Annotated in this window: 28 protein-coding genes and 1 pseudogene; 16 read left to right on the forward strand and 13 right to left on the reverse strand. The window is 64.7% G+C overall.

Features of this window, described 5'->3' with window-relative positions; genetic code table 11:
- Nucleotides 1–143 precede the first annotated feature (143 nt).
- From AC3WS6_RS06275 to AC3WS6_RS06295, 5 genes are all read left to right on the forward strand, one after another.
- A complete protein-coding gene (locus AC3WS6_RS06275) occupies nt 144–1,637 on the forward strand; it encodes a hypothetical protein (protein ID WP_492500201.1) in 1,494 nt (497 codons plus the stop codon).
- A 139-nt stretch (nt 1,638–1,776) separates the two neighbouring features.
- Nucleotides 1,777–2,046 carry a hypothetical protein gene (locus AC3WS6_RS06280; RefSeq protein WP_492500202.1) on the forward strand — a complete coding sequence of 90 codons (270 nt, stop codon included), beginning with the start codon at nt 1,777–1,779 and terminating at the stop codon, nt 2,044–2,046.
- Nucleotides 2,046–2,675, forward strand: a complete 630-nt coding sequence (locus tag AC3WS6_RS06285) for a hypothetical protein (protein ID WP_492500203.1) — start codon at nt 2,046–2,048, stop codon at nt 2,673–2,675. Before AC3WS6_RS06280 ends, AC3WS6_RS06285 begins: the two co-directional genes overlap by 1 nt.
- A gap of 106 nt (nt 2,676–2,781) precedes the next feature.
- Nucleotides 2,782–3,552, forward strand: coding sequence for a helix-turn-helix domain-containing protein (locus tag AC3WS6_RS06290; RefSeq protein ID WP_492500204.1), 771 nt, complete (start codon nt 2,782–2,784; stop codon nt 3,550–3,552).
- Nucleotides 3,549–4,514: a hypothetical protein gene (locus AC3WS6_RS06295; protein WP_492500205.1), complete on the forward strand. Its 966-nt coding sequence runs from the start codon at nt 3,549–3,551 to the stop codon at nt 4,512–4,514. The genes AC3WS6_RS06290 and AC3WS6_RS06295 overlap by 4 nt, the downstream gene beginning before the upstream one ends.
- A gap of 229 nt (nt 4,515–4,743) precedes the next feature.
- Here AC3WS6_RS06295 and AC3WS6_RS06300 read toward each other — a convergent pair whose 3' ends face one another.
- Nucleotides 4,744–5,154 (reverse strand): hypothetical protein, encoded by a 411-nt coding sequence (locus AC3WS6_RS06300; protein ID WP_492500206.1) that lies wholly within the window; start codon nt 5,152–5,154, stop codon nt 4,744–4,746.
- An 83-nt stretch (nt 5,155–5,237) separates the two neighbouring features.
- Between AC3WS6_RS06300 and AC3WS6_RS06305 the strand changes: the two genes are divergently transcribed.
- Nucleotides 5,238–5,690, forward strand: coding sequence for a helix-turn-helix domain-containing protein (locus tag AC3WS6_RS06305; protein WP_492501452.1), 453 nt, complete (start codon nt 5,238–5,240; stop codon nt 5,688–5,690).
- 83 nt (nt 5,691–5,773) lie between these two features.
- Entirely contained in the window at nt 5,774–6,325 is a 552-nt protein-coding gene (locus AC3WS6_RS06310) for a hypothetical protein (protein WP_492500207.1), read from the forward strand.
- Nucleotides 6,326–6,585: 260 nt separating this feature from the next.
- Here the strand turns inward: AC3WS6_RS06310 and AC3WS6_RS06315 are convergent, their stop codons facing one another.
- From AC3WS6_RS06315 to AC3WS6_RS06325, 3 genes are all read right to left on the reverse strand, one after another.
- Entirely contained in the window at nt 6,586–7,131 is a 546-nt protein-coding gene (locus tag AC3WS6_RS06315) for a hypothetical protein (protein ID WP_492500208.1), read from the reverse strand.
- 11 nt (nt 7,132–7,142) lie between these two features.
- Nucleotides 7,143–7,460 carry a YegP family protein gene (locus AC3WS6_RS06320; protein WP_492500209.1) on the reverse strand — a complete coding sequence of 106 codons (318 nt, stop codon included), beginning with the start codon at nt 7,458–7,460 and terminating at the stop codon, nt 7,143–7,145.
- 338 nt (nt 7,461–7,798) lie between these two features.
- Nucleotides 7,799–8,242 carry a TetR family transcriptional regulator gene (locus AC3WS6_RS06325; RefSeq protein WP_492501453.1) on the reverse strand — a complete coding sequence of 148 codons (444 nt, stop codon included), beginning with the start codon at nt 8,240–8,242 and terminating at the stop codon, nt 7,799–7,801.
- 354 nt (nt 8,243–8,596) lie between these two features.
- On the opposite strand from AC3WS6_RS06325, the gene AC3WS6_RS06330 reads away from it, so the two are divergent.
- Both AC3WS6_RS06330 and AC3WS6_RS06335 read left to right on the forward strand, forming a co-directional pair.
- Complete coding sequence (locus tag AC3WS6_RS06330; RefSeq protein ID WP_492500210.1) at nt 8,597–9,292, forward strand: hypothetical protein; 696 nt, start codon at nt 8,597–8,599, stop codon at nt 9,290–9,292.
- Nucleotides 9,293–9,353: 61 nt separating this feature from the next.
- Nucleotides 9,354–9,740 carry a hypothetical protein gene (locus AC3WS6_RS06335; RefSeq protein ID WP_492500211.1) on the forward strand — a complete coding sequence of 129 codons (387 nt, stop codon included), beginning with the start codon at nt 9,354–9,356 and terminating at the stop codon, nt 9,738–9,740.
- A gap of 87 nt (nt 9,741–9,827) precedes the next feature.
- On the opposite strand, the gene AC3WS6_RS06340 is transcribed toward AC3WS6_RS06335, so the two are convergent.
- On the reverse strand, nt 9,828–10,142 hold the full coding sequence (locus AC3WS6_RS06340; protein WP_492500212.1) for a hypothetical protein: 315 nt from the start codon (nt 10,140–10,142) through the stop codon (nt 9,828–9,830).
- 106 nt (nt 10,143–10,248) lie between these two features.
- On the opposite strand from AC3WS6_RS06340, the gene AC3WS6_RS06345 reads away from it, so the two are divergent.
- Complete coding sequence (locus AC3WS6_RS06345) at nt 10,249–10,470, forward strand: hypothetical protein (RefSeq protein WP_492500213.1); 222 nt, start codon at nt 10,249–10,251, stop codon at nt 10,468–10,470.
- 77 nt (nt 10,471–10,547) lie between these two features.
- Here AC3WS6_RS06345 and AC3WS6_RS06350 read toward each other — a convergent pair whose 3' ends face one another.
- The 4 genes from AC3WS6_RS06350 to AC3WS6_RS06365 all read right to left on the reverse strand — a co-directional run bounded on the left by AC3WS6_RS06350 (nt 10,548) and on the right by AC3WS6_RS06365 (nt 14,722).
- Entirely contained in the window at nt 10,548–10,841 is a 294-nt protein-coding gene (locus AC3WS6_RS06350; RefSeq protein WP_492500214.1) for a hypothetical protein, read from the reverse strand.
- A gap of 86 nt (nt 10,842–10,927) precedes the next feature.
- A complete protein-coding gene (locus tag AC3WS6_RS06355; protein WP_492500215.1) occupies nt 10,928–11,755 on the reverse strand; it encodes a metallophosphoesterase family protein in 828 nt (275 codons plus the stop codon).
- A gap of 226 nt (nt 11,756–11,981) precedes the next feature.
- The gene (locus tag AC3WS6_RS06360; protein ID WP_492500216.1) at nt 11,982–13,826 is read right to left on the reverse strand and encodes a hypothetical protein; all 1,845 of its coding nucleotides are present in this window, start codon (nt 13,824–13,826) and stop codon (nt 11,982–11,984) included.
- On the reverse strand, nt 13,823–14,722 hold the full coding sequence (locus AC3WS6_RS06365; RefSeq protein WP_492500217.1) for a hypothetical protein: 900 nt from the start codon (nt 14,720–14,722) through the stop codon (nt 13,823–13,825). The genes AC3WS6_RS06360 and AC3WS6_RS06365 overlap by 4 nt, the downstream gene beginning before the upstream one ends.
- A 90-nt stretch (nt 14,723–14,812) precedes the next feature.
- On the opposite strand from AC3WS6_RS06365, the pseudogene AC3WS6_RS06370 reads away from it, so the two are divergent.
- Nucleotides 14,813–15,046: pseudogene (locus AC3WS6_RS06370) on the forward strand (hypothetical protein); the annotation flags it as partial.
- Between the two features lie 121 nt (nt 15,047–15,167).
- Here AC3WS6_RS06370 and AC3WS6_RS06375 read toward each other — a convergent pair.
- On the reverse strand, nt 15,168–16,055 hold the full coding sequence (locus tag AC3WS6_RS06375; RefSeq protein ID WP_492501500.1) for a site-specific integrase: 888 nt from the start codon (nt 16,053–16,055) through the stop codon (nt 15,168–15,170).
- 513 nt (nt 16,056–16,568) lie between these two features.
- Between AC3WS6_RS06375 and AC3WS6_RS06380 the strand changes: the two genes are divergently transcribed.
- From AC3WS6_RS06380 to AC3WS6_RS06390, 3 genes are all read left to right on the forward strand, one after another.
- On the forward strand, nt 16,569–16,835 hold the full coding sequence (locus AC3WS6_RS06380; protein ID WP_492500218.1) for a hypothetical protein: 267 nt from the start codon (nt 16,569–16,571) through the stop codon (nt 16,833–16,835).
- A 15-nt stretch (nt 16,836–16,850) separates the two neighbouring features.
- On the forward strand, nt 16,851–17,714 hold the full coding sequence (locus tag AC3WS6_RS06385; RefSeq protein ID WP_492500219.1) for an FHA domain-containing protein: 864 nt from the start codon (nt 16,851–16,853) through the stop codon (nt 17,712–17,714).
- Between the two features lie 142 nt (nt 17,715–17,856).
- Nucleotides 17,857–18,240 (forward strand): hypothetical protein, encoded by a 384-nt coding sequence (locus AC3WS6_RS06390; RefSeq protein WP_492500220.1) that lies wholly within the window; start codon nt 17,857–17,859, stop codon nt 18,238–18,240.
- 10 nt (nt 18,241–18,250) lie between these two features.
- On the opposite strand, the gene AC3WS6_RS06395 is transcribed toward AC3WS6_RS06390, so the two are convergent.
- The 3 genes from AC3WS6_RS06395 to AC3WS6_RS06405 are packed head-to-tail and all read right to left on the reverse strand — an operon-like array spanning nt 18,251 to nt 20,661.
- The gene (locus AC3WS6_RS06395) at nt 18,251–18,694 is read right to left on the reverse strand and encodes a hypothetical protein (RefSeq protein ID WP_492500221.1); all 444 of its coding nucleotides are present in this window, start codon (nt 18,692–18,694) and stop codon (nt 18,251–18,253) included.
- Between the two features lie 31 nt (nt 18,695–18,725).
- Complete coding sequence (locus AC3WS6_RS06400) at nt 18,726–19,241, reverse strand: gluconokinase (RefSeq protein WP_492500222.1); 516 nt, start codon at nt 19,239–19,241, stop codon at nt 18,726–18,728.
- A gap of 10 nt (nt 19,242–19,251) precedes the next feature.
- A complete protein-coding gene (locus tag AC3WS6_RS06405) occupies nt 19,252–20,661 on the reverse strand; it encodes a GntP family permease (RefSeq protein WP_492500223.1) in 1,410 nt (469 codons plus the stop codon).
- Nucleotides 20,662–20,797: 136 nt separating this feature from the next.
- Between AC3WS6_RS06405 and AC3WS6_RS06410 the strand changes: the two genes are divergently transcribed.
- Both AC3WS6_RS06410 and AC3WS6_RS06415 read left to right on the forward strand, forming a co-directional pair.
- Nucleotides 20,798–21,505 carry a FadR/GntR family transcriptional regulator gene (locus AC3WS6_RS06410; RefSeq protein ID WP_492500224.1) on the forward strand — a complete coding sequence of 236 codons (708 nt, stop codon included), beginning with the start codon at nt 20,798–20,800 and terminating at the stop codon, nt 21,503–21,505.
- A gap of 9 nt (nt 21,506–21,514) precedes the next feature.
- Nucleotides 21,515–22,015 carry an FBP domain-containing protein gene (locus tag AC3WS6_RS06415; RefSeq protein ID WP_492500225.1) on the forward strand — a complete coding sequence of 167 codons (501 nt, stop codon included), beginning with the start codon at nt 21,515–21,517 and terminating at the stop codon, nt 22,013–22,015.
- Nucleotides 22,016–22,021 lie beyond the last annotated feature (6 nt).

The raw sequence follows: 22,021 nt of genomic DNA on the forward strand, positions 1-22,021 counted from the left end.
CAGCGAAGCCCATCAAGCTCGGGAAGGCGACGAAGGCGCTGCTGGACGCCGAGCTCGCGTTGAGTGCGTCCTGGCCCACCGATGACGCACCTCGGCTTCCTCCGTCGCTTGCACAGTCGGAGAAGAGCATCGAACGTCTGCGCGTGAACCGCGACTGGGCCGCGTCCGTCACCGACTGGCGGTCGCTCGTACGTGAGAGCATCGCTCACCCCGTCACCGCAGTTCGTGTCTTCCGTGACATTCGGAGTTCCCGCGCGGAGGCGAGCGCGCCGGAAGACGATACTCCTCTGGACACACTTTTCGAAGAGGCGGAGAAGTCCTTGGTCGAATTGCAGGCCATCAGCGTGGTGGAGCGCCAGATGGACGAGGACCTCTTCTGGAGCGAAACCGAGGACAAGGATGCGTATGTGCGGTTTACCCTGTACGGCACCGCTCATACCGTCCGTATTGGCGAGAAGACCCTGAATATCTCTCTCGAGCCTCGCGTTCTCCTGCATCGCGACGGCGTCGTTCAGGTGAACGTCCGTGTTGTCCTCCCGGCTGGATGCACCCCGGAACAGGTTATTGCGGCGTCGTTCCTTTCCCAGCCGCTGTTCACGCAGTCGCGGATCCCGGAGGTGTACGCGAGCCGGGACACCCCGTGGATCGGGGGCGAGTGGGACAAGGACTCGGATGCCACGGTTCGGGTGCGGGTGTTCGCCGATGAAGAAGAACCCGGCACCATCACGGACTGGTTGAACGTCGTGACCGGTCGGGTGCTTCGCGTCATCGACGCACGCCAAGGCGGACCGATGTACACGTATCCGATGATCCTGACTCAGGCGGGCGACTGCTGTGACGACTGGGCGGAGCGCCATGATGCCGACATCGTGCACCTCGCCGTGCGCTCCGTGCCCCGCCCAGGCGAGAGGCTCACGTTGAGCGCGGGACGCGACCTCAGCATCCACAGCGGCACCAGAGTTCACGCGACGGCCGGGTCGATGGTGAAGCTCGCGCTGGGACCGTGGGAGTCGGGTCTCGGGGATCTCAGGCACACCCTTCTGTACGAGCGAGTCGGTCTGGCGTACGTGCGATTGCGGGCACTGGAACGGCGACTAGGCGACTTTCAGACTCGAGGTCGGGAGATCCTGCGAACCTACCGTGCGGTGCAGGCGGTCGAGCGAGAAGTACGCGGAGCACAGCACCGGTCGGGGACCACCCGTGACATCGCGTCCTATGTCTTCGACGACCTGCGCGTGCCTGCAACGCTCACCTCGATCCGCGAGGCGACGGGCATGCTGTCAGAGCGAGCGGCCACTCGAGCGAGCCTGCGTGCGGCGAGGGCCGCGAACCGCTTCGCGGCACTCGGTGTCGTCATCGCGGGCATTGCTGCGATACCCAGTCTTCCCGCCATCCTCGAACTCATTGAACAGCAGCGAGCCAGTGATCCCGAGGGAGGAGTGTGGGCTGTGGTGCAGACCCTCGCCACGTCACCTCTGTTGCTATCAGCGCTGGTACTCGGGGCTGTCGCCGTGTACGGGGTGTGGTTTGTCATCAAGGTGACGGTCATCGTTGTCCGCACCCTGTGGAGCGTGCGTAAGCGGGGGTATCCATCCCAGGTGCGCGGATACGAGATCACTTTGGACGAGTCCGCCTAGAGCAGGGTGGAGGGGCAGCTGACAGTTGCGAGGACGCCCCTGTCGTAGCAACGCTCGGAGGGTCTCGGAATGTCGGAGGTGGCGCCTACAGTGAGACGCGAATGAGGGTCGTCACGTTTACGGATCTGGGGGTTACGGCATGAGCAGTTTCAACTTCGATGAAGAGGCGTTCAAGCGCATCGCGCAGGACGCGGTCCGGAAGGTGGCAGCACAACAGACCGCGGACCTTGAGCAGCTACGTGAGCAGTACACCGGGCAACCGCTCGATGTGATTCGTCCCGCGCTGCAACAGTTGTTCGCCGGATATGACGGCAGCATCTCGGAACCGGAGTTGACCGAGTGGGCACAGCTCATCCATGACGGTACGAGGATTGAGATGAACGCCGACGACATCGACTGGAACAGCTGATGGCGACCGAGCTTGACCCGAATCTGCACGCCCATCGGTTCCTCTACGTCCCGTGGACACAGGGGGTGGATTCGTTCTCTGTAGGGGAGGCGCTCGGGCAGCATCTCGCCAATCATTTTGCGCGTCGCCCGACCGTCGTCGCCGCGACCCGGGCGAGTGCCAGTGCCCGCCGCTATCTCTCCAAGCAGAACACCGTGACCGAACGTTCTGGCTTCGTCCCTGATGACACGGTCGTCATCGTCTGGTGTCCAACCAGAAAGGTCATGCAGAAGGTCGTCTCGGACAAGAACATCGTGTTGCTGGTCGAGGCCCCCTCCACCAGTTTCGACGCGTGGGCGCGGCTTGTGGGGGCGTACAACGTCTTCACTCAAAACGTCATGGACGCGGGGCTCACCGAGAGTGCGCGTGAGGCGCTCAAGGGCATCGTGTGGGAGGGCTACAACGGCTGGCACGACGAGATTGCAGAGACCCTCACCCTGGTTCACCTGCGGGCGCTCGACGATGCCGGGCTCTACGACCGGGCGCTCGTCGTGCAATATGCGGAGATGGAGGAACGCTTCCACAGCATCGGCAGGTTGGCGAAGCTGCTCGACCGGTTCGAGAAGTCGCGGCTTCCGGTGGCGAGGTAGTTCGGCCGTCTCGCGCTGCCGCGAGTGATTGCCCGGCGATCCGCGTCACCGCAGGCTGCGTACCGCGCATGAAAGCGGTAGACTTGCGTATACGCAAGGAGGAGCCATGGACGCGGCAACCATTGTCAAGCGCATCCGCGCAACAGACGGTTTGTCGCGTGCTGACCTCGCTCGCCTCGCCGATGTGTCCGCTTCCACCGTCGGGCGAATCGAGAACGGGAAGCTGGATCCGACCTGGGGCACCCTGCAGAAAATGCTCGAGGCCACAGGCATGGTTCTCGCGGGCAAGACTGTCGTGTCCGCCGGGGATGCCACAGCCGTCTCGTCCGCCCGGGCGATACTGGAGGGCAAACTCGATGCCGCCTCGCCCCGCTGGCGTAGTTCATGGGCGCGAGCGGGCTGGACAACAGCGTCAATGACGCCGGAGACTGTGCTCGGTCTGGCTGTACTAGCGGGGAATGCGGCGAAATTCTCCCGACGGTCACGGCAGCCCCTCTACGTCGAGCTGCCGGATCAACGCCAATGGCAGGATCTTCCCCGAGCGCTGGCCGCCGCAGGTTTCGACTACGCCATCTCCGGTCTTGTGGCGACAACCCCTGGCCGCGCCACGGCTCCGGCATCGTCCCCCATCATCTACGTGACGAACCCGCGGCATGTAGTTGAACAGCTCGGACTCGTCGAGACGGCTCCTCTGCGGGGAACGATGCTCGTGTCACCCGTCGCCGGCGAAATGGAGGGCGTGGAGACCGAAGGCGGGTTGAGGTTTGTCAGCCGTGCTCAGGCAATGCTGGACGCGTTTGCCTCCGGCGGCCGCCAACCCGAGAAAGCGGAAGCTGTCGCCCTCACGTGGCCCGAGCAAGAGGACGTGCCGGCATGAGTACCGATGCCCACGGAAACGTGCACCGTCCAGCAGGCCAAGACGGGGCTGGGCAGTTGACGCGAAAGCCGGTCAGTGAACCGGAGATCTCACTTCCCATCTTCGACAGTGCTCGTTACGACCCGGAGATCGTCCGCAGCAGGCGTCTTCTCATCGACGTCATCACCGCTTTGTCCGAGCACCAAGAAGCGCTCACGGTTCTCGGGGCCCACGGAGTCATTGAGATGACACAAGGGGTTCCCGATGTCCCACCGGACGACTCGACCCGCGACGGTGACCTCGGCGTAACTCCGAGTCTGCTGATGCCCCTTCCTCGTCTCGGCGAGGTGATGGAGTCTCTGGGGTTTGAGCAGGAATACGGGGATCGTCCCGGGATCTGGTCTCCTGTTTCGCAGCGGCACCTCAACATTCACCAACGGGACACCGTCGACCTTATTGCGCCCTTCGCAGTCTCCTACCCGGAGGGCACAAAGAAGCCTCGGCGCGGCGCTCGTGTGGGCGACCATGGGAAGAACTCCGTGTCCGCGACACCGGGAACGGAACTCACCACCATTGACCGACGACTGGTCGAGTTGCGCTCGTTCGATGACCGGCCCAGCGTGCAGGCGTACGTCGCCGCGCCCGCCGCGCTTCTGTGCGCGAAGGCGTACAAGCTACATGACCGAATGGACGCCGCCGAGCTTGCTCGAAACTCAGAAAGGCTGCGCCCGAAAGACTTCGCTGATGTCTACCGGCTCATGCTGGCGACCGAACCGGAAGACGCTGCGGACGTCTTCGCTCGGGGGACGGCGACCGAACGTATCGGTGAAGCAGTCGCTGCGGGTCTGGGGTACCTCATCGAAGTGCTCTCCGATGAGGACTACGTCGCCTCGCAAGTGGCGGATGCGTGGCAAGACGTATCCAGAGAGACTGAGTTCGCCGAGTTCGTCGCATCGTGGCGCGACCGGTTCGCGGCGCGGTGACCACCGCACGTTCGTCGGGTCTATGCAAGCCAGCCAGTACCGGATGGCGTTTTGCGCGGAGTCAGGACTGATAGACCACCACGCGCACACTGACTCGCCGATCTCGTCGAAAGCCTGGACCCGAATGGCTGACGCGCGCCACTCGGGCTTGTAGCCGGCGAACCAACGTCACACCGTCAAGTTGAATCGGTTCCCCACGCGCCGAACGGCGGATGGGCGATCTGCGTACTCATGCCGGTGCGGCGAACACCTCCGCGTACGCGTCGAACCGGAACCCGTCCTGGACGAACTGCCCGTCGTTGAAAAGGCCGTGCCCATCCCAAGTGAGCGTGATGCTCCACTGGTCAGATTCCTCGGGGATCTGCGCTTCATTCAACTGCTGCAGCAGATCGCGGACGACGATAGCGAGGATCCGCTCCACGGCGTCCGTCGTTGATGTCGAGTCCGGAGTCGGGTAGTAGGACTTGGACGAGGGCACGAAGATCGTATGGCCGGGGACTGTGCTCAGTGGACTGCCTCGCAGGCGCTGTCTGATCTTTCCCGGATAGAGCTGGTCAAGTTGCTCGCGGAGGGCGAGGCCGATCTGGACGCTGACGTCGCTGACGTAGTCGTCGGGGCGAACGCGCTGGGTACTAGTCATGGTGGTGCATCCTTCGTGGTGAGGTGTCGGGTGTTCCCGATAACTCGCCCATGCGCGGTCTCAGACGGAGGATGGTCTGGAGGATGGGCTGTCATCGCTCTCCTCACCGGGGGCGTCACGACACGAGCTGTGTAAAGAGGTGCTGCATAGATGACCATGCGCTTGTCGTTGACACCGGATACTCGAGTGGCGACGGCGTTTTGACATTACGCAGTTGGACATGTCCAATAGGCCTGGTGCATAGGGTGTGTTTCGGTGGGCCGGGTGCGCATGCTGGACAGGTGTGGAACGAGGAAAGCGCAAGCCGCCTAGGGGGCACTCTTCGGCAGCTGAGGACCGCGAGGGGCCTCTCTCAGGAGTCCCTCGCTTACCAAGCGGGGATTACGAAGAATCAGCTGCAACTGATTGAGTCGGGGCGCGCCTCGGGCCGCAAGGACGAGGTCGGGCCGTCGAACCCCCGGATGGCGACTCTCAGCGGGCTCGCCGGCGTCCTGGGCCTGTCTATCGCGGAACTGTTCACCGACGCCAAGCTTTAGCCGCGACTCATCTGCCAGCACGCGAGCCAGGAATCGATGACCGCGACTCTATGCGGTGCGGCCCCCGTGCACGAGGATGAGGTGTGACCAACTCGACACCGCCGCACCGCAGCTTTCTCTCGCGGCTGGGGATCGGTACGGCCATCGTCGGCGCCGTGGTTGCCGTCGTCATCGGGTGGACCGGGGTGGGGGACTGGCGTCCATTCTGTGGGCTGACAGCCACATGCACTGAACCAGCCGCGAACCTTCCTATCGAACTGTCCCCCGACAGCCCAGTCTCGGTCATGTGGACGGGCGACGGGGATCGCGTGAAGGCATCCTGGGACGCGGTCGATGATGACTCGCTCGACCATTACGTCGTCAACATCATTGCCCTGTACCCCGAGTCATTTCGCGTTGACGCCGGATATCGGATGGGGGAGGAGCGTGACACGACTCGAGAGGTGAACCCGGCGTCCGACTCGGTGCACCGCTTCGAATCGAACGGCGACCCCCTGACCGTCACCGCGGACCAGACCTGGCAGCTGTGCGTGACTGCCTATCGTGCCATCCCGGAGGGTGCCTACATCGAGGAATACGAAGTCGAAGGGAGCGAGCGTTGCTCCGATTCCTTCGTCCTTCCGACCGGGCGGTGAGCCGACCTGGCTGAGGGGCGACTCCGCTGGGGAACCCGCGCCGTGACACCGCATCGATGTTGCTCCACACGGCGGCCACCTGCTACTGATTCATCAGAGCGAGTACCTCAGCTCTATCAGTCCGCGACTGTCGTCGGTCAACGAAACGTTCACGCACACGATGTCGGCCTTGCGCATCAACTCCGCAGAGGTGAGACACAGGACGCGGCGCTGGCGAGCGCCGAGCACGCTCCTTCATCCCCGTACGCGAGGTGCCCCCTTCACGCGGACACGTTCTCCAGCAAGCTGCGAAAGAGAGTGCGCATATTCAGAGCCCGCGCGGCCCCGCTGTTGCGGTCGGCGAACAGGGTGAGTGGTTCCTCGCGGCCGCGGAGCGTGAGCTCGACAATCATCGGTCCGGGCCAGCGTGATGCGCTGTTTCCGAGCACTCCGTATGGTTCGCGGACGGATACCGACCGAATGTCGGCGCGGGACGTCACGACCGTGCGTGACTGATCTTTCGGTCGGTGCGTGAAGGTCTCCGCCTCGATGATTCGTCGCCCTCCGATGACACACACTGTCGCACGATGAGCGTCGTGTTCGTCGCTCTCGGCGTCCTCGATGAAGGTCACGAAACAGGCCTCGATGGTGTCGTTGTCGGTGACAAGGACCAGTTCTGACAGCAGACGCGAGTACCACCCCGGTGCGGGCTGACCGAACATCATGTCGTCGAGAACGTCGGAAATCTCCGGTTGGCTGCTCACCCAGTCGTGGAGCTCAGCGGCTCGACTCTTCTCCGAGTCGTCCATCGTCTCCGGGAATGTCACACCCATACCCGTTACAGACCCGTCGCAGAGCTGGCGCCGGTGCGGACGTTCTCCGCCGCCCTCTCAGCGTTCCACTTAGAGTCGAACGACTCGCCGGACGCGGCGACCTTGTCGCTTCCCCGCCATGCTCGCCACCGGTACACGCCCGCGCCATCCGCCCACACCTCAAAGCGAGCAGTAAGCGCGCCCGCTTTGAACGCGCGCGCGGCCCTGTCGGCATTCGAGAGGCTGGCGAACGTTTCGCCCGCCCACGCGACCATCTGACCGTTCGAGCTGTGCAACCACCAGGACGGCTCACTATTGGTCGTCGTCGTGACCGTGAACTGCATGTCGTGCCCCAACTTCGTTGTCGTGCGGGCGATGACTAGCGGGCGCTAGTTCGTCGAACTGATCCTCCCAAACGATTCCCGATGCGTCCAGCATCGAAGGCGGTCCTGCGGCTCACCACTCGCGGGAGGTGCTGTTCCAGCGTCCATTCTGATCCCAGAACCCGAACGGGGTCGTGGGCTTCTCGAGGTCGGGTTCCACGCGAAGATGCCATTCGCGATGCACCTCCCGGTTGCCTTTTGCGATGAGCGCTCCGCAGTGACTGCATTCTCGTGACTCTGCTTCCATGGGGCGATGGTAGCGAGTGGAACGGACGGATGGGTCCGTCCGCGCCCCCGCACTAGCCGCTGAACGCCAGCCTCTCGAAGCGTTCGGCGATGCGTGCGTACCCGGCGGTGTTCGGGTGCAGATCGTCGGGAAGGTCGCCGGCATCCTCGGCGCCGAACAGAGCCAGCCCGTCGATGAGCGCGATGTTCTGGTCGCCGTCTGCCTGGCGAACCGTCACCACGTTGCCGAGGAGTTCGCGCGAATCAGAGCGATGCTCCTGGTCGCCGGAAAAGGATTCGACACTCGTGCGGATGGCGGCGAGTTGTTCGGCGACCATCTCGCCGAGCACGTCGATGATGAGCGTGTCCATCGAGTCGAAGTTCGAGTAGAACGCCCCGCGGGTGTATCCCGCGCGGTGAACGACGTCGACGACGGACGTCCCACCGACACCGAGTTCGGCGAACGCTGAGCGAGAGGCGCTCAACAAGTTGTGACGGGTGGTCCTACGCGTTCTCATCGCTGTCACGACCCCCACTGTACGACTTGAACCCGCCTTCTGCCCGCGCCCCACCGCCGGACGAGCCGGAGGTATCGGCATACACTGTGGGTGCGTCCTTCGGAACGATGCAGCGGACACTGACCGAGTGCGGCGCCACCAGAGGGCGAACGCGGTCAAACCCTCGCCGTCGGAGCGAATCCTGACGATGATGGAGACACCGCCGGGGAGAACGGACCTTGCATGACGGATCGCGCTCCGGTTGCTGCGGGCTTGCTCTTGAACCGAAAGACCGGACAGTGCGGCGTGTGTGGTGAGAGCCGAGCGCTCACCAAGACGCACGTCCCTCCTCAGGCGGCGGGGAACAACGGTCCCGTGGAACGAGCCGATGTGTTGAACTGGCATCCTCGAGGAATCGTCGCCGGTCCGTGGCGTATCGGTGGCATGTGGGTGCGCGGGCTGTGCGGGGAGTGCAACTCGTTCGCGGGCGGGCGGTACGACGAGGCTTACGGTGACTTCGCGACCCGCTTGCGGGAGTGGCTGCAGGTCGGCACGCGGATTGCGTTGCCTTCCACCCAGCCAATTCTTCTCGCTCCCGGTCGCACAAGCCGGGCCATTCTCTCCGGAATGCTCGGCATCAGCCCGCACATCCGCGTGCTGCACCCGACTCTCGCCGACCAGATGTATAGAGGCGGACCTGTCACCTTGCCGGGCGGACTGAGCCTGCGGGTGGCGATCTACGCGGGCAAGGCGGCGATGCTCGCCGGCCCCATGCTAACCGGGCTGCTGGACGGCTCGAGCGGCGCCATCAACACCCTTGCCACAGTCACATTCCGTCCTCTGTCCTGGGCGCTGGTGACGACAGACTCGGATGGCATCCTCGCCGGGCGCGGGTGGGTTGATGCCACCGACTGGCTCCGATATGAGGACGACAGGGAATCTCATGATCTGCGCTGGCTGGCACCTCGCGGCCTTCCGGTCGTCGACACCATCCTCCACGCTCCATCGGATGACGATATGCAGCTGTACTCGAAAGAGATCGCGCCCATGATGCGAGGACGCATTCCCTGAGCGGCGCTACACAAGGCTCCAGCAGTGCGGCACGCGGCGTCGCTTTCGCTACGGTGGTTTGGTGATCCCTCTCGATTTCTCCAGCACCGTTGATACTGAGTCGGCGCCCGACGGCCTCATCCCCCAGATGGTCGACATGCCGACCAGCCTCCCAATCAGCGGTGCGAGCTTCCGATTCGAGCAGTGGAAGCTCGCCGATGGTCAGATCTACGTCATCGTGCGTGGAGCCGAGGAGGGAGCGGACCTCGCTGAGTCCGCGGACGCGCTTGAGGAATTCGTTCATTACCGCTGGGGTGCTGATGTTCTCATCATTGAGGACTGGCGCTACGAGGACCCGCGATATCGGCAGCGTACTGAGGATGGCGGTCGCGAAGAGATTGACGCCATGGCGCTGAAGCTGCGCGGCCTCATCTTGGAGAAATTCCTCCCGAACCGCGGGCGAGCCTGAGGCGACTTCTCGCTCGCTGGCCGAGTGCTCGCTGCGCGGCAGCTCGTTCGATGACTTCAGCGAGCCGATCTCTGGCGGCAGGTGCCGCTAGCCCTCGTCAACGGTTACCGCATTGCCCCACACCCAGCACCGGAATGTTTGGTCGCCTGCCCGGAACTCGATGCCTGCGGCCAACGGTGTCGACCGCGCGAGCTTCGCATCGACCCGCACCGCTTCAGGGCCGAAGCGCACCCAGGCGCGGACCGCGCGATACGGCTGCGGATAGATGGTGACCGGCTGTTCTCGGAGCGCGAGCTCGCGGTCGGTCAGCGTTTGGAGGGTGCCGGCGCGCGCTGCGGTGAGGATCGCTTGATGCTGGGAGCGCATGTCGTAATGGGCCGCGAGGCGCTTGCTCGTGCCCATGCCGGCTCCCTTCTCCGGCCCTGTGACAACGGTAGCAAGATTCGAAGATATGTTCTATCCTCGACTCATGCGACCGGCTCCCGCTCATCTACCTGCGACTATATGGATGGTCAACGACGTCCCGTCGCGAATGGTCTTCGCGGGGCGTCGGTGGAAGGTTACTGACACACCCACGCGTCTCAGAGACTCGATCTGGTCAGCGGTGCCGGAGTCGGACCGAGGGTTGTACGGATGGCGGTTCCAGGGCACGGATGGCGAGGGCCACTCCCTGGTGTTCGACGTCTTCTGGGGTGAGGACGGCTGGCATGTGCACCGCAGCTACGAGTGATGACTCTGTCGCAGCCACGCGTATAAACCCTGACGAGCCCCACTCGGAAAGCCTCGCATGTGGCATCGCTCGTCGCGTCACGAACGCCAGGATCCTGCCGCGTGGCGGGCCTCAAGGAGCACATCCTCGAGTTCGCCGGCGGCGAGCTGTTCGATGGCGCTCGGCAGCTCGCCGCCGTCCTCATCGTCGAGTCGCGTGTTCAGCCATTGCGCCCATGTCCACCTCCCGCGCGTCCCGGTGTTCAGGACCGGAAGCACTTGAGGAAGCCCTTCCACCAGGCGTCCGTCTCGAACCTGGAACGCCGGGTAGAGCAACACATTGTCATCGGTCAGCAGCTCGAGAACCCTGAGTGACGAAGCTGCTTCGGACACCTCGTTCTCCGTCCACCCGAGAGCGCGCGCCAGGGAGGCGCGCGTGTAACACGGCCCGATGATGTCCGCCCACGGACTTCTGCCGGTCATCGCCCTGCCGCTTCCCGGACCTGGCGGAGCGATGGCGTTTCGATGCGCAGCGTGCGCATGTCGAGGATCCCGAGGTTGCCCTGTTGCCCGTCCTGGCCGAGGCTCGCGACACGTAGCCCGTTCTCGGTCTGACCGCCTCCTGGTGCGTGCATGTGACCGTGAATCAGGAGCTCCGGGTACACGATGTTCCACACCTTGGCGACGCGCGCACGGGATGTGGCTGAGTCCCGGATGGCGTCATCCGGGAATCCCATCGGGTTGGTTCGCAGGATCTCCTGTACCGCGCGGACCGGGGTGCCCGCCGGCGGCTCGTGGGTGAGCATGAGGTCTGCAGGACCGCCAGCGATGGCCGCCTTCACGTGCTCGCTGGTGATCTCTTCGTCCTTCCACCAGCTGATGCCTTCCTGCCGCCATGCCCTATCGACGGACACTGCGCCGCCGAGGGACAGCACGGAGCGGCCGCCAATGGTGAGTCGCGCGGGCCTGGGTAAGAGCCAGGTGATGTCCGAGATACGCACGGCCGCCCCGGGATGAGCGTTGAAAAGTGGGGTGGCCTGGTCCCAGCGGTCATGGTTGCCCATCGTCACGTAGATGCGCTCGATGCCTGTTCCGTCGAGAGCCTCGTCGGTGGTATCGGGATCCATCGCCCAATCGCCGAGTTGCAACATGGTGCTGACCTCCGGCGCGAGCGTGTGCGTTGCCCTGGCGACGATGTCCAGCCACCGGAAGTTGCCGTGGATGTCGCCGACTACCGCGACGCGTCGATCTGGCAGCGAGATCTCCTGGGCTACTTCACGTGCCCTAAACGGCGGGGTGGTCCACATGGATACCTGTATACAGGGCCTTTTAGAAAACGTCTAGAAGGGAATACGCCGCGACACCCGGCGCGGCGGACTTTGTGGGCGTGCTGCGAGAGACGCTTATCCCGGGTGCGCGACTCGCGACCGATGGCGTCGCAGGATCTCGAAGTCTCTGCGTGTGTCTCCTGCGCGACCGCCGCCGGGCTGACGTCCTTCGCCCCTGGTGTGGAGAGACCAGGGGCGAAGGACGTCAGCTGAGCAAGCCGTAGCGAGCGCGACGCCCCGCGGGCATGCCGCGGTCCTTCTTCGTGCGCTTCACCGGGGTAGTGCGTGTGGTGCGCTTATGACGCTTGCGTGGCTCGATGGCAGGCCTCTCGGCGTCGTAGTCCTCAGCCAGCCACTTGTAGATGACGCGACCGTTCTGAGCGAGGACGCCGAGGATGGCGAGGAACCCCTGCCCGGTGGTGCCGCGCAGGCGCCGGTTCGTCGAGTCGTGCAGGCTGTTGTCGGCGTGCTTGAGGCCGTTGTTGTATGACTCGACGGTCTGCCGGCCGTAGGTGTGCACTTCCTCCCACTCCGGGGACCCGTACCGGTAGTGCTGCTGATACTTCGCGCCGACATCGAGGCTGAATGTCACCGAGTTGCTGTTGGTGCAGATGGCGCCCGGTGCCTTCGGGGTCTCGAGTACGGGCAGTGGGACCGCACCCTTCGGCAGGTCGGAGGGCTGGTTTGGCTTCAGGGGACATTCAAGGCTGCGGCCCCGTCCCATCGCAGGGCACGTCTTGGTGACGGTGTTCTTCTCGTAGTCAGTGTCCTTCGTGCGAAGCTCCCACTTCGTGCGCTCCTTGATGAGCACGTCACGCTCGGCACGGTAGACGGCCTCGCGCGCTTCCCGGTCGCTCTTCGACAGCGTCTTATCTTCCTTGTCCGCCGCGACTTTCCGGTTGTAGTTGAGCATCACGTTGCGCTGAGGGGTCGGGGTCATCGGGCACATCAGCTGCCCCTCCACCATGTGGGCGCCGTGCGCTTCGGCCTGGATAGTGCCCTCACCCTTCACTGCTCGGCTCTCCGGCTTCGGGTACCGCATGGTGAGCATCGCTCCGGCCGCGCGGAGCGGCTTCTGGAGCATCTCCGGGTTCGCGCCCGGCAGGTAGGCCTGGTCTGCGGAGACATGACCCAGGCCATGACCCCATGCGAGGACGTCGTCGAAGATTTCGCGAGCGCACTGGTTGTAGTCCACCGACGGCACGTGAAAGTTGAAGCCGACGACGATGTGCGGGACGGCCTCGCGGTGCCCGGGGTCGTTCGAGACGAGCACTGCGAGCTCGCATTCATACCCGTACCCCTTCTTTCCGATGGCCTTGTCTGCCGTGCCGTCCCAGCTATCACGCTGGTCATAGGTACGCACGTACATTCCGGCGTCGAAGTCGAGCGGAATCTTCTGGGTGTCGAGGCGTCTCTCCTGCTTCTCGTTCGACATGCCGCGGCTGGGAGCCGCCAGGAACGTAGCGTCGATGGAGAGGCTGAGCTTATGGGTCTTCGCACTCTCCGGGAGCGAGTCGTACTGGGCGTGCAGGAGGTCGTTCGTGAATCGGAAGAATCGCTGTCGCTTCGCTTCGAGTTCGTCGGCGTGCTCATTGCGGTGTGCGGTGATGGCCTCGAGCTCGCCTTTCAAGAGAGCGCGCTGGCGAGTCAGTCGCTCCTCCCTCGGCTTACTACGAGCACCCTTGCGCTCGAGCATGGGCTTGTAGTCGAAGACTTCGAGGAGTCGGTTGGTGGCACGCTCCACCCGGTTCTGCATGTCTTCGTAGGGGGTAGTCATGAAGGACTCGGGCACGCCCATGATGTCTGCGGCCTCGGGGCTCAGGCGCTCGCTGAGTACCTCGGCAACGCGGGTTCCGAACAGCGGCTGCTGCTCGAAGGCCACGACGAGCCAGGCGATGAACACAGCGCGCGGGCCCAGGGACGGCGGCCGACCGCCCTTGTAGGTCTGGTCTTCCTTGTCCCAGGCCTTGACCTTCTCCATGACGTCGGAGTTGTCTACGACGTCAGCGGCCCAACGGACGATGTTCAGTGGAACGAGGTGCGAGGTCATCGTGCCACCTCCGTTGAGAGGCGAAGACTGCTCGTTCGGGTGTGGGCGGGGGTGCGCTTGATGAACGGCAGCAGGCGGCGCAGAACGTCCGGGCTTGTCAGCCCCGCGGCGTCGAGGAAGTCAGGAAGCGGAGTTCCTGCCTCTACATGGGCCAGCATCCAGGTTGCGCGCATCCGCTGAGGGGAAGGCCGCAGTCCAGGCAGGGACGTGATGAGGGTCTTCAGTGACATGCTGTCGCGGGCGGTGTATCCGCGTCCGATGAGGTAGTGGTTCGTGTCGCCCCTGGCAATAGTCGCCAGTTCGTCGTGCCAGGAGGTGAGTACGGGAACGAGTCGGGTATCGGTGCCCACGCCGAGCATGCCGTCATCCAGTACCTTCACATCGGCGACCCGTGCCCGCATCATCTCGGACGCGGTGAGCCCGCACCCGAGGCCGAGGGCGGCGATGGTCGTCGCGTTCCTCCGGGACTCTTCGTGCGACTGCCACGCGGTCCATCGACGGATTTCGCCCTGCTCCTCGCTGGTGTAGGGAGTCTGAGGCGTTGAGTTGGTGGACACGTCGCGCGCCTCGGGTCCAGCGGGCAGGCCTGCGATGACGCGGAGGCGCTTGCGCTCCCGTTCGGCGAGGAACCCGGCCACCTCCGTGGCGCGGTAGGAGGTGTAGGCGTCGATGACGTCCGCGCGCAGGATGCTCGCGGTCAGGTCGCCAAGACCGAGGGTGAAGACCCAGTCGGCAAAGCCGGTGAGGGTCATCAGGCCGTGGTGGATGTCGTCGCGCGTGCGCCCCTCGGTATAGTGGGAGCGCACGGTTTCCACGACGAACGGCTTCAGTACGTTCCAGATGTCGGACGGGATGTGCGGGGTGTAGGTCTCAAGGACTTCTTCTGCGTTGTTCACTACCTCCTCATGCACGGTGCGCGACTGTAATGTGAACGGGACTACACAACGGCGCTTCTGTGCGCCAGGTGACACCTGATTGGCCCCCAGATGGACTTTCGCTACCCGCCGTCGAACTTCACGCCGAATTACGTCGAGTTTGGTGACCACCGATTCGACCCTTGGTCGGGACCGGATGACCCCGACGCTGAGTCCCGGGCCGCGAGGGTTCAGGACCAGGTCGCGCGCTTCGTTCGTCGGCACCTGAAGCTGCAGGGGATCACGCAGAAAGAGTTCGCGGCGCGCATCGGACTCGACCGACCGAAGGTGAGCCGGCTCCTCACGGGCGCCATGTGGGCCAGCCTCACAGACCTCGAACTGATGCTCGGCGAGTGCGGTGCGACCCTCACCTCCGTTGCGCTGGCCATCGGCGACGGCAGCCATCAGTCACCGCGGGTCCAGAAGATCATCGCTTCGTACCTTCATGAAGCTCTGGCGAAGGTGGAGGGAGAAATCGCTCGTACCGAACTAGAGCATCCATCGACTTCAACCCCGCCGCTGCCAACAGGTCTTGCATCGGGGTTCCGTTAGCCAACTGATCTACGAGCCACGTGGCTCGCATCCGTTGAGTAGTCAGATGCACGGTGAGGCCCATTGACCTGTCGATGAACGTCTTCACGATGTTCTTGTGCCATGAGACGCCCGGCCGAAACAGAGGCTGAGATGGATCCGTCGCCGTCGCCGTCGTCAAGAGCTCGAGCAGATCAGCGCGCCACTCTTCCATGACGGGTACGACCCGGTCGGGCAGAGTGACCGCCATCGCGCCCTCGTGGACATCGACCGCACGAACCGACACGAGATCGCGGGACGCCAGGCCCGCACCGAAGCCGAGGGCGATAAGCGCGCGAGCCGAACGGCCGTTGACGCCGTCCTGGACCTCAGCCCACCGGATCGCTGCACAGATCTCGTCCTCTGAGTACGGCGTCGCCGGAGATGCAGCAGCTAAAGGCGGAAGCGGCGGCGGAACGGGGATGACGCCCAGCACCTCCCCGGCTCTGAGTAACAGTGACCGACGTCGGCCTTTCGACGCACTCTTACTGGTGTCCATCACCGCGACGGCCGCTGCGACTACGTCCCGGCGAAAGATGGCATCACGTGTCATCGGGATGCCGGCAACGTTCACGCACCAGTCCACGTGCCTGGCAATGGCGCTAAGTGTCGACGCGGGGGAGTAGGTCAGCTTCTCCGAAAGGTCCGCCGCCACTTCCAGGACGAAGTTCCGGATCTCCGACCACGCATCTTCGGGCAGATCCGGTTCGTATCTCTGAGGGTCTACTTCCTGCCTTCGCGTCATCGCGTCCCTTGAGCCTCGTCGGTGAATCCAATTGGTGTCGCTGACTTCGAGGCAGAAACGTAACACGTTAAATAAGGCCGCGTATATAGGGCCAATTCAAATTGGTTTTGAGGCCCGCCGGGCGTCGTGCGATCTGGGCCAACTTCGCCGACCGAGGGCGACGTTGCCGTCGAGCCCGCGGCGTCCCAAGTTCCGCGTTATTCCGGGGATCTCGAGGCAAGGATGCTGCCCGCCGCGTACATCCTCGATGACGACGAAAGGAATAGCGATGGGAATTGAAAGGAAAGTGGGGAGAACACTGCCGCTGGCGCCCGCGGAAACTCAAGGCAAAACGAGATACGGGAAAAGCCCACCATCGCGAACATAACGAACGCCCCCGACATACTCGGGGGCGTTCTGCTTTTCCGGCAGCCAGTCGCCTTTTCTTGGGCTCCGTTCAAATACCCGTGGACACAGGATTCATTCGAGCGCATACTCATTTCACAGGACATGGTTTCAGCAAAGGAGCACACCATGAGCGATCAGCATGAACCCGCCGAGCTCTTCTCCTCGCCCTCCGGTCCAGACGGCGCATCGATCACCGACTGGACGGATCTCGGGCGGGAGATGTGGGCGTATCTCACCGGACGCGGCGCGGCCGTGAACTACACCTTCGACGACATGACCGTCGAAGTGCCGCGTGACATAGGCCCTGATGCACCGCGCGCGACGTGGAAGTTCAACGGCACCCTGCGGGTCACGACGAGCGACAGCGCCTCCAGCGGCGCGGACTCGGTCTAGGCGAAGGCGACTCCGATGATCCGCCTCGACATCGATCTGCGCGTCGAGCAGAACGACGGGGATGACAGCGCACCCACGCGATTCGACGTCAGAGCGTCGGGCAGCGAGATCGTCGTGACTCTCGCAGACACCGCAGGTCTCGGAGGAATGAGCCGTCACGATCTCGCGCAGCTCGCCCCGCTCGCCGACGGCCTCGCCCGGCGAGGAATCCGGGTGCGCGTCGATGGTCCCAGGGGCACCCTCGTGCAGTTCGGCGACGTGAAGTCCGGTCCGGTCGGTCGTGTGATCGCGGGCTCGCCGCACATCAGACTCGGACACCTGACGACGCTCCTCTCCGAGTTGCAGCACTCCGACCGGGGGAGTGGCATCCGCCTCCCGGCGCCTCCACCGACGCCATTGCCGTTGGTCCCCGTGCTCGCCAGGCGTGTGCGTCGACGCGTGACGACGACGCACTACATCCCCGGTTCCGGCCGGCCGCGGCTGATCTTCGCGGTCGGCGCGAGTGACTGGAATCGCAGCAGGCCGCGCGAGTTCGACCTTCTGCCTGGTCGCACCGTGATCGGCTCCGGTCCCGATGCCGATCTGAGGCTGGAGGGGCTGGAAGCGCGGCATGCGGAGATCCGGCACAACGGCGACGACGAATACGTCCTGTACTCCTTCGCCCCGACCGGCGGTGGTCGGCCCAACCTGCCCCACAGCTCCGACGACGCCCGGATCCTGCGAACCGGCTCGCGCATCGAGATCGGGCAGTGGCGGCTCGCCTACTACCGCGAGGAGTTCGCCGACCACGGTCGTCCGTTCGGCGGTCGTCAAGGCGGCGAGTACGAGTTCCAGAAGCAGCAGCCGATCCGCCCCTACGGATCGGGAGAACTCGGGTGACCTCGTCGGCACCACCGCAGTGAGTCTTCGCGGTCGAAAAACCCACAGCCCTGGAGCACTGAAGGTGCTCCAGGGCGTTCGACGTCTGACGCACGAAACGGGCAGTATTGGTCAGGCGGGCGAGAACTGCTGAGGGGGCGCTGTGGACGACGAACAACGCGCTGCGCTCCGCACTGGCCTGCGCAGCGCGCTGACCTACTACGTGTGCCTGCTGCCGCTGGGTGCAGTGGGGGCGATCTTCTTCCTCCTGGCCGGAAGCGTCACGGTCGATGCGCACGACGAACTGCGTCACGCGACCTTCGGGTGGCCGTTCGGCTGGGTGACGCAGGATCTGACTCGCTACGAGCCGGTCGCGTACCCGGCGACGATCGACTTCGAGTATCAGCGGGCGTGGCACGATCCGATCGAGACCTCGTACAACCTGTGGCTCTTCGCTGCGAACAGCGCGATCGTGGGGGCGATCCTCACGGTGATGCTGCTGATCGGCCTCGGCATCCTGCGAGCTCGGCGGGCTCTGCGGGAGTAGCTCGAGGGCGTCAGGGCAGGATCTCGATCTCCGCAGAGGGATAGTGGCAGTCCGCGGTCGCGGCAACGGCCTCGCAGTCGCGATCCGGCACGAGCATCAGCATCGCCGCTCCCGAGACGCTCGACGGCAGATCGACCGAGACCGTGGTCTCGCCGATCTCGAAGCGCGTTCCGGTGGGGGTATCGCCGACGGCGGTGCGCACGACCAGTTCTCCCGTCCACTGCTCGTCGACGAGGCAACCGGAGGGGGCGATCGACACGGCCACGGCGTCTCCGGCGTGCGGACGGTGATCGTCCGCCGTCAACATCAGGCCGATGTCCTCACACGCGCTCGCAGGAGCAGACACGGTGCTCTTCGGTTCGGATGCCTCCGGAGCGGCGCAGCCCGCGAGCCCTGCGCCGAGCAGAAGCGCCGCAAGCAGCGGCAGAAGGGGGCGACGCACTGAGATCCTCATGACTGTCAGTGTCATGAGTCGCAGGATCGTCTCAGTACGCGGAGTGCAGTCGCAACCGCGTCGCGATCTCCGCCGCCTGCGCCTGCGGCGAGAGTGCGATGTCGATCGTGATGCTCTTCTCGTCGTCTCCGAGGGGTTCGAGCGTCGCGAACTGCGAGTCCAGAAGCGTCGCGGGCATGAAGTGGCCCTGTCGGCGCAGCATCCGATCGAGGATCAGCTCGCGCTCGCCACTGAAATGCACGAAGGTGACCGCCTCGCGACGTAGCACGTCTCGGTAGCTGCGCTTCAGCGCGGAGCACGTGACGATACCGGGTTCTCCGGCCGCGATCCGCTCGTCTATCCACTCGGCGATGCGGTCGAGCCAGGGCCAGCGGTCATCGTCGTTCAGCGCATGTCCTGCCGCCATCTTGGCGACGTTCGCCTCGGGATGCAGGTCATCGCCCTCTTCGAAGCTCCATCCCAGGCGACCGGCGAGCATCGCGGCGATCGTGGACTTGCCGGTGCTGGCGACGCCCATGAAGACGAGAACGGGTGAAGTGGTGGTCATCATGAGAGCCTCAGACGAAGATGCTCAGGACGAGGACACCGGCGAGACCCGTGACCGAGATGAGGCATTCGAGTACAGTCCATGACTTCAGAGTCTGCGGGATGCTGAGGCCGAAGTACTCCTTGATGAGCCAGAATCCCGCGTCGTTGACGTGCGAGAGGAACACCGAGCCCGAGCCGATCGCGAGAACGAGCAGCGCGACCATCGGCGAGTCCAGCGTCTCGGTGAGGGGCTGGAGGATGCCCGCCGCAGTGATCGTGGCGACCGTGGCGGAGCCTGTCGCGATGCGGATCACGACGGCGACGAGCCAGGCGAGCACGAGCACAGAGACCGACGAACCCGAAACGAACTCGGCGATGACCCCGCCGATGCCGGTGTCGACGAGCACCTGCTTGAATCCGCCGCCGGCACCGACGATCAAGAGGATCCCTGCGATCGGGCCGAGCGAGGATCCCACGATGTCGTTGATCTTCGTGCGGTCGAAACCTGCACCGCGGCCGAGGATGAAGAAGCCGGCGAGCACGGCGATGAGAAGCGCGATCACGGGGGTGCCGAGGAAGTCGAGTGCGAGCTTCCACGGGGCATCCGACCCCGCAGCCGCGATGTCGGCGATCGCCTTGGCGAGCATCAGGAACACCGGGAGCAGGATGCTGATGAGAGTCGCGATGAACGAGGGGCGACGCTTCTGCACCTCGCCCTCGTCTTCCTCGGTCACGAAGAGCTCGGGAACCGGGACGTCGACCCAGCGTGCGGCGAAGCGGGCGAACAGCGGTCCGGAGATGATGACTGCGGGGATCGCGACGATCACGCCGAAGGCGAGAGTGAGACCGAGGTTGGCGCCGAGGGCGTCGATCGCGGCGAGCGGGCCGGGGTGCGGGGGCACGAGTCCGTGCATGGCAGAGAGTCCGGCGAGAGTGGGCATCGCGATGCGCATGAGCGGCTGCCCGGAGCGTCGGGCGACGAGGATGATCACCGGCACGAGGAGCACGAGCCCGACCTCGAAGAACATGGGGAGGCCGATGACGGCGCCGATCAGGCCCATGACCCAGGGCAGCGAGCGGGCGCTCGCACGACTCACGAGGGTGTCGACGATGCGGTCGGCGCCGCCGGAGTCCGCCAGGAGCTTGCCGTAGATCGCGCCGAGCGCGATCAGGATGCCGACGCCTCCCATGGTCGATCCGAAACCGGCGGAGAAGCTCGTGACCGCCGCCGTGATGTCCATCCCGGCGATGGCGCCCGTGGCGAGGGCGCCGATCGTGAGAGAGAGGAACGGGTGCAGCTTGACCCAGGTGATGAGGACGATGATCACCGCGATGCCGATCACGGCGGCGGCGATCAGCTGGCCGGCGGGGCGGTCGACGGTCACGGTGTCGCCGACGGCCGTCATGAGAGAGGGCGCGGCGGGGGTGAAGAGTGCCATGAGCTTCCTTGATCCAGGCGGGATGTCTGCCTTATGCCGTACATAATAAGCACGTTCCGTATCACATGTGCAACATAACCTCGATCACGGGGTCTGAGGTGTCATCAGATAGCCGGCGTGCGGGCATACTCGTCATATGAACGCCCCCAACGTCGCAGGCAGCGTGCACGGGTCACTCGTCGACGAGCTCGGTCGTGCGATCGTCGACGGTCGCCATCGGCCGGGTTCTCGGATGCTGACCGTCGAGTTGGCGCAGGAGCGCGGCGTCTCGCGATCGGCCGCGCGCGAGGCAGTGCGCGTGCTCGAGTCGTTCGGGCTGGTCTGGGTGCGGCGCAAGTCGGGGGTAGAGGTGCGACCGCGTGCGGACTGGAATGTGTACGCGGCCGAGGTGATCGCATGGCGTCTGGCGGGACCCGGCCGCGATGAGCAGCTGCGAGAGCTCAGCCAACTGCGATCCGTGATCGAACCCCTCGCCGCTCAGCTCGCCGCGGTAACGGCGACATCGCAGCAGAAGGTCGATCTCGTCTCCCTCGTGGTGGAGATGGGTCAGGAAGAACATGAGGCGGATCGCGAGCGCTATCTGACGGCCGACATCCGGTTCCACCGTCTTCTGCTCGACGCGTCAGGCAACGGCATGCTCGCAGCCCTCGGCGGCACGGTCGAGGCGGTGCTGCGCGGGCGCACCGTGCACGATCTCATGCCTCACGTCGCGAACCACAGCGCCGTCCAGTGGCATCGGGATGTCGCGTTCGCGGTCGCGAGCGGTGACGGGACAGCTGCTGCTGCCGCCATGCGCAACATCGTCTCCGAGGCGGATGAGGCCATGCAGCGGGCGGCTTCATAGACTGGAGAGATGCGAGCTCTCACCGAAGCGGAGGTCCGTGCATCCTTCGTGAACGCGGATGCCGATGAATTGCGGGTCATGGAGATGCCGCACGACTTCGTGCTGACCGATTGGGATTACCTGGACTTCTTCGCGTGGCGCGACCCGGGTGCAGGGCGCCGTGGCTATGTGCTCGTGCAGCACGAGGGGCACATCGCGGGAGTCGTGCTCCGAGCGTCCGACCCCGGTCGGGGGCGCTCGGGGATGTGCAACATCTGTCACACCATGCAGCCGGGCAACCAGGTCGCGCTGTTCGGCGCCCGCCGAGTCGGCGAGGCGGGAGAGCGCGGTGACTCGGTGGGAACCTATATGTGCGCAGACCTGTCGTGTCACGAGAACGTGCGCCTCGCACACCCGCTCGCCCCCAACGAGATCCGCTCGCCGGGACAGGTCGACTTCCGCCTCGACGGAACCCGCAGGCGCATGGAGGCGTTCGTCGGGCGGGTACGGGCGACGGCTGATCCCGACTAGCCTGGG

Source organism: Microbacterium sp. EB106-03-03-XG65, assembly GCF_058791955.1.

Coding starts and splice junctions, on each gene's coding strand:
- AC3WS6_RS06345 (WP_492500213.1), top strand. CDS start 10,249: ATGGTCAACGACGTCCCGTCGCGAATGGTCTTCGCGGGGCGTCGGTGG.
- AC3WS6_RS06385 (WP_492500219.1), top strand. CDS start 16,851: ATGATCCGCCTCGACATCGATCTGCGCGTCGAGCAGAACGACGGGGAT.
- AC3WS6_RS06395 (WP_492500221.1), bottom strand. CDS start 18,694: ATGAGGATCTCAGTGCGTCGCCCCCTTCTGCCGCTGCTTGCGGCGCTT.
- AC3WS6_RS06280 (WP_492500202.1), top strand. CDS start 1,777: ATGAGCAGTTTCAACTTCGATGAAGAGGCGTTCAAGCGCATCGCGCAG.
- AC3WS6_RS06305 (WP_492501452.1), top strand. CDS start 5,238: ATGGGCTGTCATCGCTCTCCTCACCGGGGGCGTCACGACACGAGCTGT.
- AC3WS6_RS06340 (WP_492500212.1), bottom strand. CDS start 10,142: ATGGGCACGAGCAAGCGCCTCGCGGCCCATTACGACATGCGCTCCCAG.
- AC3WS6_RS06285 (WP_492500203.1), top strand. CDS start 2,046: ATGGCGACCGAGCTTGACCCGAATCTGCACGCCCATCGGTTCCTCTAC.
- AC3WS6_RS06405 (WP_492500223.1), bottom strand. CDS start 20,661: ATGGCACTCTTCACCCCCGCCGCGCCCTCTCTCATGACGGCCGTCGGC.
- AC3WS6_RS06380 (WP_492500218.1), top strand. CDS start 16,569: ATGAGCGATCAGCATGAACCCGCCGAGCTCTTCTCCTCGCCCTCCGGT.
- AC3WS6_RS06355 (WP_492500215.1), bottom strand. CDS start 11,755: ATGTGGACCACCCCGCCGTTTAGGGCACGTGAAGTAGCCCAGGAGATC.
- AC3WS6_RS06300 (WP_492500206.1), bottom strand. CDS start 5,154: ATGACTAGTACCCAGCGCGTTCGCCCCGACGACTACGTCAGCGACGTC.
- AC3WS6_RS06415 (WP_492500225.1), top strand. CDS start 21,515: ATGCGAGCTCTCACCGAAGCGGAGGTCCGTGCATCCTTCGTGAACGCG.
- AC3WS6_RS06375 (WP_492501500.1), bottom strand. CDS start 16,055: ATGACGCGAAGGCAGGAAGTAGACCCTCAGAGATACGAACCGGATCTG.
- AC3WS6_RS06325 (WP_492501453.1), bottom strand. CDS start 8,242: ATGAGAACGCGTAGGACCACCCGTCACAACTTGTTGAGCGCCTCTCGC.
- AC3WS6_RS06290 (WP_492500204.1), top strand. CDS start 2,782: ATGGACGCGGCAACCATTGTCAAGCGCATCCGCGCAACAGACGGTTTG.
- AC3WS6_RS06400 (WP_492500222.1), bottom strand. CDS start 19,241: ATGACCACCACTTCACCCGTTCTCGTCTTCATGGGCGTCGCCAGCACC.
- AC3WS6_RS06295 (WP_492500205.1), top strand. CDS start 3,549: ATGAGTACCGATGCCCACGGAAACGTGCACCGTCCAGCAGGCCAAGAC.
- AC3WS6_RS06410 (WP_492500224.1), top strand. CDS start 20,798: ATGAACGCCCCCAACGTCGCAGGCAGCGTGCACGGGTCACTCGTCGAC.
- AC3WS6_RS06320 (WP_492500209.1), bottom strand. CDS start 7,460: ATGCAGTTCACGGTCACGACGACGACCAATAGTGAGCCGTCCTGGTGG.
- AC3WS6_RS06360 (WP_492500216.1), bottom strand. CDS start 13,826: ATGACCTCGCACCTCGTTCCACTGAACATCGTCCGTTGGGCCGCTGAC.